Origin of the sequence: Enterococcus sp. DIV0175 (assembly GCF_050529075.1) — a bacterium.
Lineage (GTDB): Bacteria > Bacillota > Bacilli > Lactobacillales > Enterococcaceae > Enterococcus_B > Enterococcus_B thailandicus.
Window position 1 is genome coordinate 2,434,561 of sequence record NZ_CP172880.1, and the last position, 17,631, is coordinate 2,452,191.

Consider the following 17,631-nt stretch of genomic DNA (forward strand, 5'->3'; position numbering starts at 1 on the left):
ATCTCACCTCACCTTAATCTTTAAAACGTTTGATCACTGCCGCCATATCTTCTGCTAGTGGCTGCTTAAATTCTAATAATTCTTGAGTAAAAGGATGATAAAAGCGTAAATCATAACAATGGAGCGCCTGTCTTTGGATACCCAAATCCATGCGTCCCTCATACATATCATCGCCTAACAAAGGACAACCTATTGCAGCAAAATGAACCCTAATTTGATGCGTACGCCCTGTATGAAGTTGAATATCAACTAACGCTGCATCTGAAAAAGCTTGATCAAGCCAATACTCTGTTTCCGCAGCTCGACCTTCTGGGGAAATCGTTCGTTTCAGTAACGAAGTATAGTCCCTCGCAATCGGCAATTCAATGCGTCCATGCGTTTGTAATTCATTCATTTTTCCGCTAACTAATGCTTGATATTTCTTCGTAAATTTCTTTTCTCGAAGTTGCGTATCCAACTTGGCATGAGCAAAACCATGTTTGGCAAATAGCATCAATCCAGATGTATCTCGATCCAATCTGGTTACTACGTGGATCACTTGGTTTTCATACGCTTGTTTTTTGTAATACGCTTTGACCCGATTCGCCATCGTACCATTAGGATGGTATTGTGCCGGAATCGAAGAAACACCCGCTGGTTTATTGACTACCAAAACATGTTCATCTTCAAAAACAATGTCGATTGGTGTCTCATCTAAAAGAACCGTTTCATGCTCTCCTTCAGCGGGAATCACAATGGTTACCTTATCATTGTCTGTCAGAGAAAACAAGACATTTTCGACTTGGTCATTGACTTTGATTTCGCCGCCTTGGAATTTTATTTTTGCTAATAAACCTTTAGAAATCCCTTGTTCTTTCAAGAAATATTTTACTTGTTGCGGATGCTCCTTTTGATAAACCCATGTAAACTGCATACTATCCCTCACCAATAAAGGCATCCTTCACGCGATGCCAAAAATGCATATGTCGATAAGAAGCAAAATGGATGCGTTCTTTCGCAATTCGGTAATAAATTGAATGAATGTGTCCCTTTGCCACGTCCAATTGATCAACTGTCACCAAATAATCTTCTGTATTTTCTAACTTGATTTCAACCCACTCATCTTGCCCAATTACAATGGGGGAACCTAACGTCCGAAAAACACGATTATTCAAAGAGGCAATTTCTGTTAATTGAAAGGCATTGATACTAGGATGGATAACCGCTCCACCAATACTTTTATTGTACGCAGTAGAGCCAGTCGGTGTCGAAATCGCCAAACCATCACCACGAAAACTTTCAAACAATTCATCTTTGATATACACATCAGCAACCATCGTCCGGTTCGCACGTTTGATTGTTGATTCATTCAATGCAAAAAAATGTTTATCTGGTTGATCATTTGTGTAACTAATTCGCACATCGAGTAACGGATAACTAACACTTTGTTCGCGCGTCGTCAATAAACTATCGACTAACTCTTCTAGTTCGTAATCGCGCCAGTCTGTATAAAAACCAAGATGCCCAGTATGCACACCTAAAAAGCGAACTTCATTCAACCGATGATTAAACCGATGAAAAGCCGAAAGTAACGTTCCATCCCCTCCAACCGAAATCACCAATTCTGGATTTTTTTCATTGATTTTGATACCAGCTTGCGTTAAAAGAGCAACCAACCGTTCGGTAACTTCTAATGTTTTTGCTTCATTATTATGAACAATGGCTACTTTCATTCGTTGCCTCCTTGCTTCTCATCTTCTTTATCCAGCAATGTTCGATAATAAACATCATCTGATTTTCCTCGACCATGAGAAAATAGGCGCTGTGCCTCTTGAATTTCTTCACGAATATTAGACATTTCTTCGTCTAATTGATAGGCAGCTTCTGCGGCACGTTGCAATCGTTCACTCATTTCTTCTGGAAAGACGCCTTGGTATTTATAATTTAGCGAATGTTCAATTGTTGCCCAAAAATTCATCGCTAATGTTCGAATTTGGATTTCAGCTAATATTTTCTTTTCGCCGCTAATCAACTGAACAGGATATTCGATTACTAAATGATAGGAACGATACCCACTCGCTTTTTTATTCGTAATGTAGTCTCTTTCTTGAATTACCTTCATGTCTTTACGGTTACGAATCACTTCCACAACTTGGTGGATATCTTCGACAAACTGGCACATAATACGTAACCCAGCAATATCGGACATTTCTTCTTCTAACCGTCCCATTGGAATATGTCGTAACTGAGATTTTGTTACAATGCTATCGACTGGTTTCACACGACCAGTTACAAATTCAATTGGCACATGTTGATTTTGTTCACGGAATTGTTTACGAATCCCACGTAACTTAACTTTCAATTCTGATACAGTTTGTTCATATGGTGCTAAAAATGTTTCCCAATCTCGTTCCATAACTCATACCTCTACTTTGCACTGACATTCATTGCCTATTTTACCATACAACCAAGAGTTTCCGTAATCGTTCACCCTTTCATTGACCAGAAAAGAAAATTTAGGCAAAATAAAGAAAAAGGGGCGAATAACATGGCAGAAAATTTAGAGATTGAATTCAAAACAATGCTTTCTCAATCAGAATATCAACAATTGATTACCCATTATCAATTGACAGCAACCGATTTTAAAACGCAAACAAACAGTTACTTTGACACACCTGATTTTCAATTAAAAGCAAAAAATTGTGGACTACGCATCCGAAGATATGAGGACTTGGCAGAATACACATTAAAAACGCCAACAACATCTGGACTTTTAGAAACAACTGATACACTAACCAAAGCTTGTGCTGACGACATCCTCCAATCAAATGTGCTACCAATCACAGGTCACGTCTTTGAAAAGTTAATTGATCTTGGCATTCACTCCTCTCAACTCATCAAAACTGGAGAGTTAACGACTAAACGTGCAGAGTTTCACATAAAGGAAGGCCTCTTAGCTATCGATCAAAGTTGGGCACAGAATTTACATGACTATGAATTAGAGCTCGAAGTACAGGACACGACTACTACAAGCGCTGATTTTTTGCAGTTTCTAAGTTCTTTCAACCTTCCTTATCGTCCGGCGAAAAATAAAATCCATCGAATGATTGAGGCAAAAAATTAGATTTCTTTCATTTTCACAAGGCGCATGAGTTCATTTTTTGCGCCTTTTCTGTTAAGTTATAGTCTGTGGATGAAAGTATTCACTAATTATATAGAATCTATTTTTGGGGGAGATTCATATGATCGAAATTTATCTTTTCGTGAACCCTTTGGGGAAATACTGTTTTAATATGGAACGGCAGCTGTTACAGTTCATCGAAGAAGAATATGGGACGACAAATCTAAAAAACAAAAAAGTTCAATTTCGTTTTTTACCTTTAGTTAACTTGCAGATAATCGGGGATGTCATGCAAACACGAGGCATTGATCGTCAAGATTTAGAAGAACGTAATAATTTATTTTCAACAATCTACTCTGCATCACTTGATTGTAAAGCTGCACAGTTTCAAGGAAAGAAAAAAGGACGTCAATTTTTGATTAAATTGCAAGAAGCTGTAGGCTGTAAAGATATTCCTTATTCACAAGCTTTATCTGAGGAACTTTTTGCGTCTATTGGTGGAGATTTAGCAATGTTCAAAGAAGACCGTCAATCTGAATTTGTAAAGGAAGCTTTTTTCTCTGATCAGAAAATCGCTCGAGAGATGGGGATTACCAAACATCCTTCCGCGGTTGTTTATAACTACGCATATGATTGTGATTTCGGCGTTTTAGTCGAAGGGACAAATACTGCTCACCGTATTCAAGAACTTTGTAAAGTAACTGATGAATCCTATCAAATTTTTACTGGTCAACAATTACATACAACTGGTTCAAAATTTACAACTGGCGCAAGCCACTTATCTTTACTTTCAAATTAACTTTTATTCAAAACAAATAAGATCTATTTAACATCCAAGACAGATTGAATATTCTGTTTTGGATGTTTTTTATTTCACTAAAAATAAAGAGCCTCGACAAAAGTCGAGACTCTTTATTCAGCTTCATAAATTCTTTTTTTGTATCTGCACACGAAAAATTCGTTTTCTCATTTGAAACATTCTTTACCCTCTTGATTTTTATAACTCATCAATCAATGCTTCTAATTCATCCAAACGTTTTTCAAACATCGCCATTGCATCTTCAATATAAGCTGCTTGCGTCATATCAACACCTGCTTTTTTCATTACTTCCACTGGATAATCGCTGTTTCCTGCTTTCAAATAAGCTAGGTAGTTACCTAACGCATCTGGTTCTTTCGCCCAGATTTTCTTCGCTAATGCAGACGCTGCAGAAAATCCTGTCGCATATTGGAAAACATAGTAATTATAATAGAAATGTGGAATCCGTGACCATTCATATTTGATTTCTGGATCTTCTTCTACTGCTGGTCCGTAATATTTTGCATTTAATTTTCCATAACTTTCACTTAAATATTCACTTGTTAATGGCACACCTTTTGCGTCTTCAACATACATAAAATGTTCAAATTCAGCAAATTGTGTTTGACGGAAAATTGTTCCTTTGAAACCATCCAAATAATGATTTAACACGTATGCACGCACACGAGGATCTGTTTCTGTTTCCAACAAATACTCAGTCAAAATATTTTCATTTGTTGTCGAAGCAATCTCTGCCAAGAAAATTGAATAATCTCCATAAACATAAGGTTGGTTTGAACGAGTAAAGAAACTATGCACGCTATGACCCATTTCATGAACTAAGGTAAATAATTGATCTAGTGTATCATGCCAATTCAACAAAATGTATGGTTTCGTATCATAGCTTCCTGAAGAATACGCTCCGCTGCGTTTTCCTTTGTTTTCAACCACATCGATCCAACGATCAGCAAATGCTTCTTCAACAACTGCCATGTACTCTTCACCCATTGGCTGTAAAGCTTCTAAGGCTTTTGCTCTTGCATCCTCATAAGAAAACTTGATTGGCGCTTCCCCTAATACCGGAGTATACAAATCATACATGTGTAGTTCTTCAACATTTAATAAACGTTTACGCAATTCCATATAACGATGTAATAATGGCAAATGCTTATTCACTACTTCAACCAATGTATCATATACACTTTCAGGCACATGGTTGTTGCTTAAAGAAGCTTCACGAGCAGAATGATAATGACGTGCTTTCGCTTTAAAATTGTACCCTTTGATGTGTGCACTCAAAGTCGAAGCAAAAGTATTTCTAAATTGTTCATATACTTCATATAGTCCTTTAAATGCCGCTTCTCGTACAGAACGATCTGTACTTTCTAACAACTGACCATAGACCCCATGAGAAAGTTGGATTTTTTCGCCATTTTCTCCTGTTATAGTTGGAAAAACTAAATCAGCATTATTCAATACGGAAAATGTACTACTTGATGCACCAAAAATTTCTCCAGCACCAGCTAAAAGTGCTTCTTGATCAGCCGATAAGACGTGCGCACGATTATCTACCATTTGCTGAACAAAATGGCGATAGATTTCTAATTTTGGCTCTTCTTCAAAGTAACTCCAAATCGTTTCATCTGATAATTGGAGAACTTCTGGTTCCAACCAAGAAACTGATTCACCCACTTTTGCCATTAAGCTACCCGCACGTGAATGCAAAGCTTGATATGTCGTGTTTGCAGTATCTTGATCATTCTTCAAATGAGCGTAAACGTATAACACTTCAATTTTACGATAAACATCTAAAACAAACTCAAGCGCATTCAAAAATGCGGTTGCGCCGTTAGCTAGCGTTCCCTTATACTTTTCTGCCTGTGTCAGTTCCTCAGATAGTTCTTGATATTTTTCGTCAAATTCTTGATCATTTGCAAAAATTTTCGTCAAATCCCAAGTTAAATTTTCAGATAGTTCTTCGCGATTCGGTAATTGGGTTGTTTCACTCATGAAATCGACTCCTTTTTCTTAATCTTTCTTCATCTTATCACAAATTTTCTCAGACAAAAGCTTCTTGCTTAAATTCGTCTAAATATTCTAACAAAAGTTTTTTAACTTTTTAGTTATCCACTTTCTTTTTCCATAGGTCACAACACTCTTCAAAAAATCGCCAATACGTTTGTTCTTTCGAAATCAACGGAAACAACCACTCTGGGGCCACGTCTTCAAGCTTTTCACGCCAGCAAAGATAATGAAGCAGTCGTTTTTCCTGCAACGTTTCCTCAAATAGCACTCGATACACAAGCACGTTTGTCCCAAAGAAAAAGAAAAATGCACTTTGCTGATAGATCCATGAGGAAAGATAGAGAAGATGCTTTCCTCTCATATAACAAAACTCTTGAACTTGCAAAAGAGTATCTTGTTTCCGGCGCAATTGCCGATTAAGTTCCTGATAAATTTCTTTTTTAGCTCGACTAGCAACGATTTGTGTGTCACTAACCAACTGATTGGTCAGAATCTTAGTTAAAGAACAAGTATAAAATGACCACTCCATTACCCGATAACTGATTTCCTGAGCGACAGACAACGTCAACTCATGATAAAGATACAACTTTCCTGTGTGTCTATCCACCGCCCAAAAATGAACATGTCGTTGCTCGTCATAGCGGCAAGCACCTTTCACTAATTGTGATAATTTGGGGCCTGCTAACAACTTTTTGTTAATCAAACTACTGCTAAGAATCCACCAAACGGTGAACTGCTTACGCTGATAATTCGTTGTTCGTTCAATAAATCGTGAATAAGCTAATGGTGAACATTGAATCTCAAATGCAAAATTTTCGCTAAGTAAATCTGGTCTTTGGGCTAATTCAGACAAATAAGGTTCTATTTCTACTTGTTCAGCGAATTTTTTTAACCATTGATAGAAGACTTCTTTCAGGAATACATGCTCCTCTGATTCTGCTTCGCTAAAAACTTGACATACACTACTTTTCTTATGTGCAAAATGTGCGCGAACTTGCTTTCCTTGTTTTAAAATCACCGGCAACCGACAGCCTGGACAAAAATAAATTTCTTGTTTCACAGCTTGACTAGCAATGAATCTTTTTCCATATTGATTGATTGCACACAACATTGTACTCTCCCTTTTTTGTTTCTCAAAAAAAGTTACGCGATTTTCAATGATTTTTTTTTTTGCAAAAAAAACCATTGTTGATATGCAATCAACAATGGCTTTTCCAATGACAATATTTAGTTGAAATAAAATCTAGTGCGTTCAATCGCATTTCGTTCCATTAAACATTTTCCATGCTCACTCAACGCGTCTGCAGTTCGATCACTCTTCTTAGAAAATTCAAGAATTCTCGCAATTTGATTTTCTACATCTGCTTGGTTAAGATTTTCGAGCCAAAAATGTACCGATAAATAATACTTTTCGTCAAACAAATATAAATCTGTCCAAGCAGACTCTAATCGCACATCTTGAGCCAACTGAATCATTTGTTCAAAATCATCAAACACAAAAATCGCACGACTCTCATCTGCTTTTACAGGCTCATCTTCCGCATCTTTGGGTTCATCATAATCATCCATCATTTGTTGGCGCAAGAACTCACTAACATCATCTGAGTCAATCGGACCATCGTGTGCTTGAATCATTTCTTCATCAGGCAAATTCTTACTAATAAATAATTCTAGCCCATCACCCTTTGGCAAAACTTGGAAAGTCACAGCTTCGCTTCCACGAAATTCTTCTTCGATATCGACTTCTTCTAAAATACTATAGAAGAAATTCTCTATCTCCTTGTGATTACCCAACAAATCTAAAAAAGAAACACCTCGTTCTTCTAAATCTTCATGACCAATCAATACGCGGATGGTATTTTCATTGATATGTTCCATTTCCATTTCGCAACACCTCACTTTGCCGCAACGGTTAATATAGCTTCATTGTAGCGAAAACCAGTTAAATGTAAAGAAAAACCTTACTTTACCAATAGAAAGTTAAAAAATTTTTCTTTATTGAAACAGCTACTGAAACAATCACCCTACGCTATTTTTTATAATTGTGTAATGATTTCTTATCTAATCACAAATAAATAACCATAATCCTTGAACTAAAAATATCAGCCAAATTTTTTATTATAACAAAAAACTTGGAAGACCATCTACAGACAGTCTTCCAAGTTTGATAATCTTTTATAATCCAGCCATTAACTGGGCCTGACGTAACTCTAATTGGCGAACATCGCGTGGTAAGAAACGGCGAATTTCATCTTCATTGAAGCCAACTTGCAAACGTTTGTCGTCAATCATAATTGGACGACGAAGCAATCCAGGGTTTTTTTGAACTAAGTCTAGTAGCTCTGGCAATGGTAGCTCATCTAAATCCATATTCAACTTTTGAAATACCTTTGATCGCGTTGAAATAATTTCTTCTGTACCATCTTCTGTCATTTGTAAAATAGCTTTTAATTCAGCGCTATTCAACGGTTCAGAGAAAATATTACGCTCAACAAATGGGATTTGATGCTCTTGCAGCCACGCACGAGCCTTTCTACAGGATGTACAACTTGGGGAAGTATATAGTGTTAACAACGTGCACCACTCCTTTTCGTGAAAATCATCACATTTTTGTAACAGAAGACTCATTTCATCTTCCATCTGTTTCTATTATACCTAATCGCAAATTAAATAGCTACCTTTTTTTTTATATTTTTTTTCAAAAATGAATGTTATCTAAGGTTTTTTTACAGTTAAAGCAAGGTTTTTCATTTTGATACACATTTAAAAATGAGAAAACTCCAATCATTTTGCAATTTTATTGCAAAATTAAACAGCCTGAAAAACTGTACTATTTTAAAATCACTAAAGCAAAAAGAAATCGGATACATTAGATCAAATATGTTTTTTATTCCTACGAAATCAATTAAGCCTATTCAACAGTCGATAAAAAAAGTTTAACATAACGCCTATTTCATCTGTACTAAATAACAACACTGTTAACATAAAAAACAAGTAATTAAAATTATTCTAAATTAAAAATAAAGATAGTGTTATTTAAAGTTTCCTGCAAAATTTTGCTACTGTATCAAAATTTGATTTCTAAACAATTTCTTTAGATTTAAAAGAAAAATTATCTCTCAAAAAAATCTCAAAAAAGCTTAATTGATTGTTCTGGTCACCTTTTTCTTTTTTTATATCATTTTTGGTGAAAAAAACTGAAATTTAAAAACGTTGCTACAACAACAACTAGAAAATACAGTAATAAAAACCTTTATTATCAACGTTTATCGAGATTTTTTTCTGATACAATGATGAAGGATTTGTGAAAAAACAAATGAAAATCGAAAGGCGTGTAAGATTTGATTAAAGCTGTTGTATTTGATGTTGACGATACAATGTATGACCAACAACAACCATTTAAAAATGCGGTGAATAAAGTGGTTCCGCTGGTTTCAGATGAAGATATGCATCCATTATATATTCGTTTCCGTCATCATAGTGATGAAAACTTCCCAAAAGTGATGGCTGGGGAATGGACATTAGAATATATGCGGGCACATCGGATTAGCCAGTCGCTAAAAGATTTAGACTATCCACATATTACTGAAGAAGATGGTTTGTTTTTCCAAAAAGTATATGAAGACGAACTAAACAATATTTGTCTACATGATGAGGTTCGCAAAACACTCGACTTTCTAAAAGAAAAACACGTACCTATGGGTATTATCACGAACGGTCCAACAGATCACCAATCAAAAAAATTAAGCCAGCTACAATTAGCAAATTGGATTCCAACTAAAAATATGATTGTTTCTCAAGCAACTGGTTTTCAAAAACCTGAAAAAGAAATTTTCCAATTAGCAGCCGCAACATTTTCAATGGAACCAGCAGAAACACTCTACGTTGGTGACAACTATGACAATGACGTTCTTGGCGCGCATCGTGCAGATTGGCATTCTCTTTGGTTTAATCACCGTGGAAGAACGATTGATACAACACCTGTTTCAGACATCGAAATTAGTTCATTCGATCAATTACTTGAAACAATGGAATCTGTCTTTGCTTAATCAAGTTAAAAATACTCAGGACAAGTAGTTTGTCCTGAGTATTTTTGTTAGCAAAAAATTAGGCAAATTTTTTCTCAAAAAACGGATTAAATCCGCACTTTTTTTGAGTCCTACTCTTCCAATTCACCCACACTTAAAATCATGCGAATATCGTCTTCCGTTAGCTTCGTCAATTGTTCTTCGTTTCCTTGAATTACTTTTTGGAACAATTCTCGTTTTTCTTTTTGTAAAGAGTTCATTCGTTCTTCAATCGTTCCTTCAGCAATCATTCGCCAAACTTCCACCACGTTTTTCTGACCAATGCGGTGTGCCCGTCCGGCTGCTTGTTCTTCGATTGCGGGATTCCACCACAAATCGTACAAGATAACGGTGTCTGCTCCTGTCAGATTTAGTCCGGTCCCACCAGCTTTCAATGAAATCAAAAAGACATCTCGCTCACCGTCATTGAAAGCATCAACCATTGTTAAACGATCTTGTGGTTTTGTACTTCCACGTAAATAGAAAGTTGTCATTCCTAGCTCTGCCAGCTCTTCTTCCAAGATGCTCAACATCCCAGTAAATTGAGAGAAGAGTAATACACGTCGGTTGTTTTCTTTGGCAGCTACTAACATATCTTTCACTTGTTCTAATTTTCCTGACCCACCTTGATAATCATCAATAAACAAGCGTGGATCACAACAAATTTGGCGTAAGCGTGTTAAGCCAGCTAAAATTCCAATCCGATTTTTCTTAAATGCTTCTGTATCCATTGAAGCTACTTCTTCACGCATTTGGCGCAAATAAGCAAGATAAACCGTTTTTTGTTCTTCTGTTAAAGCAGAATATAAATTCATTTCCGTTTTTTCTGGCAAATCTTGAAGCACCGTTTGCTTATCTCTTCTCAAGACAAACGGACGAATCATTTGTGCAATCTCTTCTGTCGAAAGTTCTCTGAATTTCGTTCGATTTGGAAAGAAACCAGGCATGATTGTCGCAAATAATGACCATAGTTCTTCTAAATTATTTTCAATTGGTGTTCCGCTCAGTGCAAATCGTTGTGGAACTTGTAGTTCTCTCAAGGCTTGCGCCGTTTTCGTACTACTATTTTTTACCATTTGTGCCTCATCTAAAACCAAATATTGAATCGACATTTCTTGATAATCAGCAACGTCTTGTCGCAAACTTGCATAAGAAGTTACGCGAATATCAACGTCATTTTTAAGAAGTGTTTCCCGTTCTTTTTTATTTCCATTTATCACTTGAACACTTAAAGAAGGCGCAAATTTTCTGATTTCTGCTTGCCAATTATAAATCAGACTTGCAGGAGCAACAATCAGTGCAGATAACCCATTCTTTTCTTCTTTTTCTGAAAGTAAAAAAGCGATTGTTTGTAGCGTTTTACCTAACCCCATCTCATCAGCTAAAATTCCACCAAATTGATAATGACCGAGCATTTTTAACCACTGGAACCCTTGTCTTTGATAATCGCGCAATTTCGCATTCAGTCCCTCAGGTAACGCCACTTCATAGTTTTCTGGTTGGATCAGATCTTGTACCATTTTTTTGAAAGAATCGCTAAAGGTTGTTCGACTTCCTGATAATTGGCTTTGAACAATCAGGCCTTGATTTTTAGGTACATGGATCGTTCCTGCTTCCGAACGAATTGATTCTCTTAACTGACGCAAAACCTCACTTGTTTGTTGAAATTCTTCTGAGTCAAAAGATAAAACTTGTCCATTTTCCAACGTGTAGAACGCATCATTGCGCAACAAACTTTGTAGCACATGATCGATCTCTTTTTCCTGGATTCCTGTGACATCAAACCGGATATCTAACCATGAACCTGTTTCAGTCACTTCGATTTGCGGTTGGTGCTTTTGGGCATCTAAATATAATTCACGTAATTTTTTTCCAATTCGTACTTCACCGAACTGGCGAAAAACAGCTAATTCTGTTCTGAAAAATGCGTATAATTCTTCCCCCGCAGGCAACACCCGCTCATAACCTGTTTCATTTTCTTGATAGTGATACATCTTGAATAAGTCAATCACTCGTTGTTCTTGTGCTTGATCTCGTAAAATTTCACGAGAAGAGTCTGATTGTACTTCATGCTTCTCATCAGTTGAATAAATGACATCTTCATAAATAAAATCAATTCGCGCTTGAATTTTCCCTTTGGATTTCCGGAAGAAAAACACGAATTCAACAGGGATATCTGCAACTTCCGATTCCACCTCTTCTGTCACTTCCACTTCTGCAATTTGGGTTAACAGAGGCAACAGTTCTTTAAACAGTGAAGAAAGTTGTTGTTTTTCAAATCTGACTTGAGGTGTTTCAAAACGCTTCATTAGTTGTTGCCAGGTAAGATAGATGGTTTGCTGTTGTTTCGTTAAGGAATAGAACGTTCCTTGCATCATTCCCCATTGATAGTGAGTAAAAAATAAATCAAATGTATTTTCAGCACGTAATAGATACGCATCTTCCTCTTTAACTACTTTAAAATGCAGTGGCTTTTCTTGATCTGAAAATTCAATTCCCTGATACGTTTGTTGATCAATTATCACTTGTAAACGGGTTGTTTGATTCATCTGCTCCAACAAATATTTTGCTTGCTCTACGGGTAACATCAAATATCGCTTATCTAATTTCCCTTTGACTTGCAGACCGCTGACGCCCAGTAGTTGTTGTGTTTGTGCCGTTCCAGCGAATAAGCTCAAAATCGTTTGATCTTCTCCTTGAAACGCGCGTTTATTCAATTCAAATTGATATTGTTTATTTACGGTGTAAGCTTCATTTTCGGTATAAGCTTGCAAAAAATCATAAATATTTTTGACAATATAGGTTTTCTTAGGTGCTTTTAAGTAGCCGATTCTCAAAGAAACTGCTAGTAATGATAGTTCTGGATGGTATTGATTTGTTTCAATCGCTTCAACTTGATACTCAACAATTAACGGCTGGATTGCACGCGTTGTTTGTTTCGTTTGTAAACGCGCAAACCCTTTGCTTAAAATCTCACCTTCACTAACTGTTCGAACTGGTTCAAGCATTGGCTGGTCTTTTCTCATCACTCGGGAAACATTTTTCGAACGTAGATATAATTCAACAGCCACCGTATGCTTACAATAATGATGCTCTTCCCAATAAGGACATTGGCAATAATCAACTTCCTTTGCTGTGCCATCTAAATCGACCATGTACAATTCGCTACCTAATACTTCAGCATGCCATACGATATTTTCTTGATCAGGAACAACCGATAACACTCGACCTTCTTGCAAGTATTTGCGTCCGCGTTCAATCACTTTTTCCGGAATACTCCATTTCATCGTTATCAATCTCCCTTTATCCAAGATGATAGCGAACGGTACTTTGTCCACTACCTTTTGCATCAATTCTTATTTGTTGTAACACTCGTTCTTTTAGTTCTCTGACGTGACTGATGATTCCTATCATCCTTCCTTCGCTTTCAATCGTTTCCAAAGCTTCCATTGCCATTTCTAGTGCTTCCTCATCTAATGAGCCAAAACCTTCATCAATAAATAACGCCTCAACGGTAATTCCGCCTGACTGTGCCTGAATGACTTCGGCTAACGCTAATGCTAACGAGAGAGCAGCAATGAAACTTTCTCCTCCAGACAAGGTGTGCGCACTTCGCGTCATCCCAGCTTCGTCATCATACACGTTGATTTCCAATCCAGTTTTGCCACGATAGCTCCCAACTGAATCGGCTAACTCAAACTGATACCGATTTTTCGTTAGACGTTGTAAATGAGTATTGGCAACTTGGAGTACTTCTTGTAAGTACACTTGAAGTACATATCTTTCTAAACTGATTTTTTTCACGTTTTCCCCATTGATTGTTTGCGAAAGCTGTTGTAGCTGTGCCAACTCATCCAGTTGCTTTTGACTTGTTTGATAAAGTGCTGCAAATTCCGTCACAATCGCTTGATTATTTTCTTGTTGCTCTTGGATTTTATAAAGTGCCGTTTGCTGTTCTTCAATTACTTGCTTTCCTTGCGCAATCTGTTCAGCTAAATGGGTATCCTCTGGCACTTCAACTGACAAATCCACCGACTCTAGTTGTGCTAGTTTCGCCTTCGTAATCAATTGCTCTTCTTGATATGTTGCGACAATCGTTTTGTACTCCTCATATTCAACTTGTTGCTGAGCAAAAGACACTCCTTCATCTGCTGAATTAAAATACTCTTGTTCGGCTAACAAATCCTGAATTTTTGCTTCTGTTTTCATTTGTTTGATAGCCAATTTTGCTAATTGTTCTGTTACTTGACTAAGTTGCGCTTTCGTTACCTCAATGGATTGATTGAGTTTATCTCCGACTGCTTTTTCTTGAGCTAGTTGTTTACTTTGCTCTTCTATCTGTTGAGCCAGCTGCTGGACAACTTCTTCCAGTGTATCAATTTCAACTGTTGCTAATTGTTTCTTCAATGTTTCCATTTGACCAATACTGTGCTGGTATTTCGCCAATAAATCTGTCTGAATTTTTTGTTGTTCTTCAACTGCTTGGCGATTTTTTTCAAATTTTACTTGCAGGGCTACTTGCTCAATCTTGGCTTTTGCCAACGTTTGCTCTTCTTGAATTATTTTTTGTTCAATCTTAGTGAACAAATCTGATATTTGTTCACTGGTAATCGTTATGTTTGATGCATCCTCGGCCAAAGGAAAATCTTGTAATGATTCACTCAATGCTTGTTCACAAGTTGTTACTTTTATCAATGAATCAGCTAACTCTTTTTCTTCTTTTGCCAATTGTTGTTCAAGTTTAGCTACGTACGCTTCATTTTGACCATGACGTTGGTTTAACGATTCTGCATAGGCTTCCGCATCTGCTAGCTCTTTTTCTAGCTGTTGTACAGCTTGTTGTTCAGGTACTTCATGACTGGTATTTTCTAGAGGATGTTCTACTGAACCGCAGACAGGACAAGGTTCCCCTGGCAAAAGTAATAATTGCAATCGAGCAATCTGCTGTTTCGCCCACTGACTTTTAAGTTGGGCAATCTTCACTTGATGTTTTTTTCGTTTCTCTTGAATTTCTGTGGCTTCACTACTTAACTGAGCTAGTTGTTTCTGGCTCTTTGTTTTTTGTTGGTCAAGTTTTTGTGTCACTTGTTGTGCACTTTCCCACTCTCTTTTTTGTTGCTGCAAGTTTGCGAATGCAAGCTGTTGCTTTGCTAGTTCTTCTTGTGTTGCTAGTAGTTGCGTTATTTCTTGTTCGCGTATATTCAATACCCCTTGTTGCTGTTGAAAGTCCTTTAACTGTTGTGTAGCTATGGCTAGTTCTTCATCGATCAATCGAAGTGATTTGCCTTGTTCGGTGTATTCTTTGACACGAGGAAGCAATGTTTTCTTTTCTTGATAGTCATCATTTAACCGTTCAATTGCTTTTTGCAAGTTTTGCCGTTCTTCGATTTTTTCTTTCCACTGCGTGAGTTCTTCTTGTAACTCGTCCAACAGCTCTTTCTGCTTTAATTCATCTTCAAGAAGCAATTTCCGTTCATTTTCGTATTCTTTGTTATGTGATACAGGATCAAGCAAACGTTGTCCAAACTCATAATAACGAATCCATTGTTTTTTTTCTGTTATTTCGTCTTGCATTTCAAGCAAATTCCCCATTTTTTCGAGTAACGTTTGCTTTTCTGCTCTTTGTTTTTGTACCGATTGGATTTGGTAATACTCTTTTTCTAGCTTTCCTTGAACAACTTGCTCTTTTTTCAACTGTTGTTGAACGAGTTGGATTTTCTCTGCTAACACTTGCTGTTCTTTTGTCCAACACTGCATCACTTCTTCAAAGCTCAGATCAGAAAAATCTCGTTCTTCTAGAGAAACAAAACGTTTTTGTAAAAGCAATAATTCTTGTTCTAAGTAATCAAGCGTTTTTTGTTGTTTCTTGGCTTTTTCTTTTAAAATTTCATTGAACTGTTGGAAAATCTGCGTACCAAATAAATTACGGAGTACTACTTCCTTTTCGCTACTAGATGAAATCAAAAAATTACGAAATTCCCCTTGCGGCAATAGTACGATTTGTGAAAATTGCTTAGCATCTAAGTGCAAGAGTTCTTTAATCAGCTCGTCGACTTCCCCGCGTTTCGTTAATTGACGCACTTCTTTTCCTGATTCGTTAAAAATTGTTAAGGAAACTTTCGCTGATTGCTTACGATTTCCGTCGCCTTTTAACTTAGCCAGCACTTGCTCAGGTTTGCGCGTGACTTCATAAGTTAGCTTCTGATGTTCAAACGAAAAAGTGACACTGGTTTCTTCTGCCGGTGTCGCAAATAATGAACGCATCTCTTTTCCCGAGCGCAGTCGCCCTGAAGTTTCTCCAAACAAAGCATAGGTCATCCCATCAAAGATTGTCGTCTTGCCTGCACCTGTTTTACCGCTAATCAAAAATAGTGGTGCTTCAGTCAAAAGCGAAAAATCAATGGTTTCATCAATAAAGGGACCAAAGTTTTTTAATCGTAATTTTTGTGGTTTCATCACTGATCATTCCATTTCCATTAGTTCTTGTAGAGTTTCTGTGAGCCACTTTTCTTGATGATCTGTCAGTGGTTCATCCGTTATTTCTTTAAAGAAAGTTGTCGCCATTGATTTCGGATCTTTCATTTCTACCGACTGTTTTGTCGTTATTGTATCCAGACGGCCGTTCACTCGTTCCACGCCTAAGATTCGTGGATATATTTTCCGCAACTGATTCATCATATTGGGGATGATCGTTCGGTCTGTTAAGTAGATTTGTGTGTAATTTTCCCGATTAACTGTTTGGTAAAAATCTGGGCTCAATAGTTCTTTAAAATTTGCTTGTAGCTCTTGAATATCATGAAGAGGTGTCAATTCACGGAAAGTCAATTGTAGACGATCATTCAAATCAACTATCCAGACACCTTTTTTCTGATTGATTTCTGATAAAGAAAACTTCAACGGTGAGCCACTGTAGCGTGCATTTTCTTGGTGTAAAGCCGCTTGATTATGCAAATGACCCAATGCAACATAGTCAAAATCTTTCAGCAAGTCGCCAGACACTGCATCTAAACCACCGACTTCAATCTTTGTTTCTGAATCAGATTTTGAGCTTCCCGTTACAAAAAAGTGACTGACTAATACTTGTTTTTTATTTGGTTCAAATAGCGTCTGCATTTTTTCAACGACTAAAGTCATTGCTTGTTGAATCGTACGAATTTCATCGTCTTCAAAATATAAACGAGCAGCAATTGGTTCAAAGTAAGGTAACAAAAAGAACTGTGTGTCACCAAACGTAATCGGTTGAAACGCTTCAGCAAACTGAGTGCGCAAGAAAAAATCAGATTGACTAAACCAAGGTGTCCCTGTCGACAATCGAATGCTACTATCGTGATTGCCAGAAATTGCGAAAATCGGAAATTTTTCTTCTAAATTCCAATCAATCATCAACTGATTAAACAACTCGACTGCTTCCGTCGCTGGCACGCTTCGATCATACAAATCACCTGCGATGATGATTGCATCAACTTGTTCCTCTTTTGCTACATTCAAAATATCTGAAATAACTTGCTTTTGTTCTTCAAGCAAATCATAGCCTTGTAATTTTTTTCCAATATGCCAATCGGCTGTGTGCAAGAAACGCATATACTCACCTCAAAAAAATGTCCTTCTAATGATTATAACACTTCCCAGAAGGTCGTAAC

Annotated in this window: 13 protein-coding genes; 3 read left to right on the forward strand and 10 right to left on the reverse strand. The window is 37.0% G+C overall.

The window, feature by feature from the left end; genetic code table 11:
* Positions 1-13 precede the first annotated feature (13 nt).
* Genes IGJ76_RS11480 through IGJ76_RS11490 form a run of 3 tightly spaced genes read right to left on the reverse strand, consistent with a single transcriptional unit; the run spans position 14 to position 2,395 of the window.
* Positions 14-913 carry an RluA family pseudouridine synthase gene (locus IGJ76_RS11480; RefSeq protein ID WP_067483005.1) on the reverse strand — a complete coding sequence of 300 codons (900 nt, stop codon included), beginning with the start codon at positions 911-913 and terminating at the stop codon, positions 14-16.
* A gap of 1 nt (position 914) precedes the next feature.
* Positions 915-1,712: an NAD kinase gene (locus tag IGJ76_RS11485; RefSeq protein WP_067483007.1), complete on the reverse strand. Its 798-nt coding sequence runs from the start codon at positions 1,710-1,712 to the stop codon at positions 915-917.
* Complete coding sequence (locus IGJ76_RS11490; RefSeq protein WP_067483009.1) at positions 1,709-2,395, reverse strand: GTP pyrophosphokinase; 687 nt, start codon at positions 2,393-2,395, stop codon at positions 1,709-1,711. Before IGJ76_RS11490 ends, IGJ76_RS11485 begins: the two co-directional genes overlap by 4 nt.
* A 132-nt stretch (positions 2,396-2,527) precedes the next feature.
* Between IGJ76_RS11490 and IGJ76_RS11495 the strand changes: the two genes are divergently transcribed.
* Together IGJ76_RS11495 and IGJ76_RS11500 are read left to right on the forward strand one after the other, a co-directional pair.
* The gene (locus IGJ76_RS11495) at positions 2,528-3,103 is read left to right on the forward strand and encodes a CYTH domain-containing protein (RefSeq protein ID WP_071868926.1); all 576 of its coding nucleotides are present in this window, start codon (positions 2,528-2,530) and stop codon (positions 3,101-3,103) included.
* A 118-nt stretch (positions 3,104-3,221) separates the two neighbouring features.
* Entirely contained in the window at positions 3,222-3,899 is a 678-nt protein-coding gene (locus IGJ76_RS11500; RefSeq protein WP_086270670.1) for a ClpXP adapter SpxH family protein, read from the forward strand.
* A gap of 198 nt (positions 3,900-4,097) precedes the next feature.
* Here IGJ76_RS11500 and pepF read toward each other — a convergent pair whose 3' ends face one another.
* The 4 genes from pepF to spxA all read right to left on the reverse strand — a co-directional run bounded on the left by pepF (position 4,098) and on the right by spxA (position 8,498).
* Positions 4,098-5,909 (reverse strand): oligoendopeptidase F, encoded by a 1,812-nt coding sequence (gene pepF, locus IGJ76_RS11505; RefSeq protein WP_071868924.1) that lies wholly within the window; start codon positions 5,907-5,909, stop codon positions 4,098-4,100.
* 109 nt (positions 5,910-6,018) lie between these two features.
* The gene (locus IGJ76_RS11510; protein WP_430596632.1) at positions 6,019-7,035 is read right to left on the reverse strand and encodes a competence protein CoiA; all 1,017 of its coding nucleotides are present in this window, start codon (positions 7,033-7,035) and stop codon (positions 6,019-6,021) included.
* Positions 7,036-7,151: 116 nt separating this feature from the next.
* Positions 7,152-7,808, reverse strand: coding sequence for an adaptor protein MecA (locus IGJ76_RS11515; RefSeq protein ID WP_071868922.1), 657 nt, complete (start codon positions 7,806-7,808; stop codon positions 7,152-7,154).
* A 291-nt stretch (positions 7,809-8,099) separates the two neighbouring features.
* Positions 8,100-8,498, reverse strand: a complete 399-nt coding sequence (gene spxA, locus IGJ76_RS11520) for a transcriptional regulator SpxA (protein ID WP_067483021.1) — start codon at positions 8,496-8,498, stop codon at positions 8,100-8,102.
* A 767-nt stretch (positions 8,499-9,265) separates the two neighbouring features.
* Here spxA and IGJ76_RS11525 point away from each other — a divergent pair.
* A complete protein-coding gene (locus IGJ76_RS11525) occupies positions 9,266-9,973 on the forward strand; it encodes an HAD family hydrolase (RefSeq protein ID WP_067483023.1) in 708 nt (235 codons plus the stop codon).
* Positions 9,974-10,083: 110 nt separating this feature from the next.
* On the opposite strand, the gene IGJ76_RS11530 is transcribed toward IGJ76_RS11525, so the two are convergent.
* The 3 genes from IGJ76_RS11530 to IGJ76_RS11540 are packed head-to-tail and all read right to left on the reverse strand — an operon-like array spanning position 10,084 to position 17,572.
* Positions 10,084-13,278 (reverse strand): SNF2 helicase associated domain-containing protein, encoded by a 3,195-nt coding sequence (locus IGJ76_RS11530; RefSeq protein ID WP_430596633.1) that lies wholly within the window; start codon positions 13,276-13,278, stop codon positions 10,084-10,086.
* A gap of 16 nt (positions 13,279-13,294) precedes the next feature.
* Complete coding sequence (locus IGJ76_RS11535) at positions 13,295-16,447, reverse strand: AAA family ATPase (protein ID WP_413127086.1); 3,153 nt, start codon at positions 16,445-16,447, stop codon at positions 13,295-13,297.
* Positions 16,448-16,453: 6 nt separating this feature from the next.
* Positions 16,454-17,572 carry an exonuclease SbcCD subunit D gene (locus tag IGJ76_RS11540; protein ID WP_270345728.1) on the reverse strand — a complete coding sequence of 373 codons (1,119 nt, stop codon included), beginning with the start codon at positions 17,570-17,572 and terminating at the stop codon, positions 16,454-16,456.
* Between the last annotated feature and the right edge of the window lie 59 nt (positions 17,573-17,631).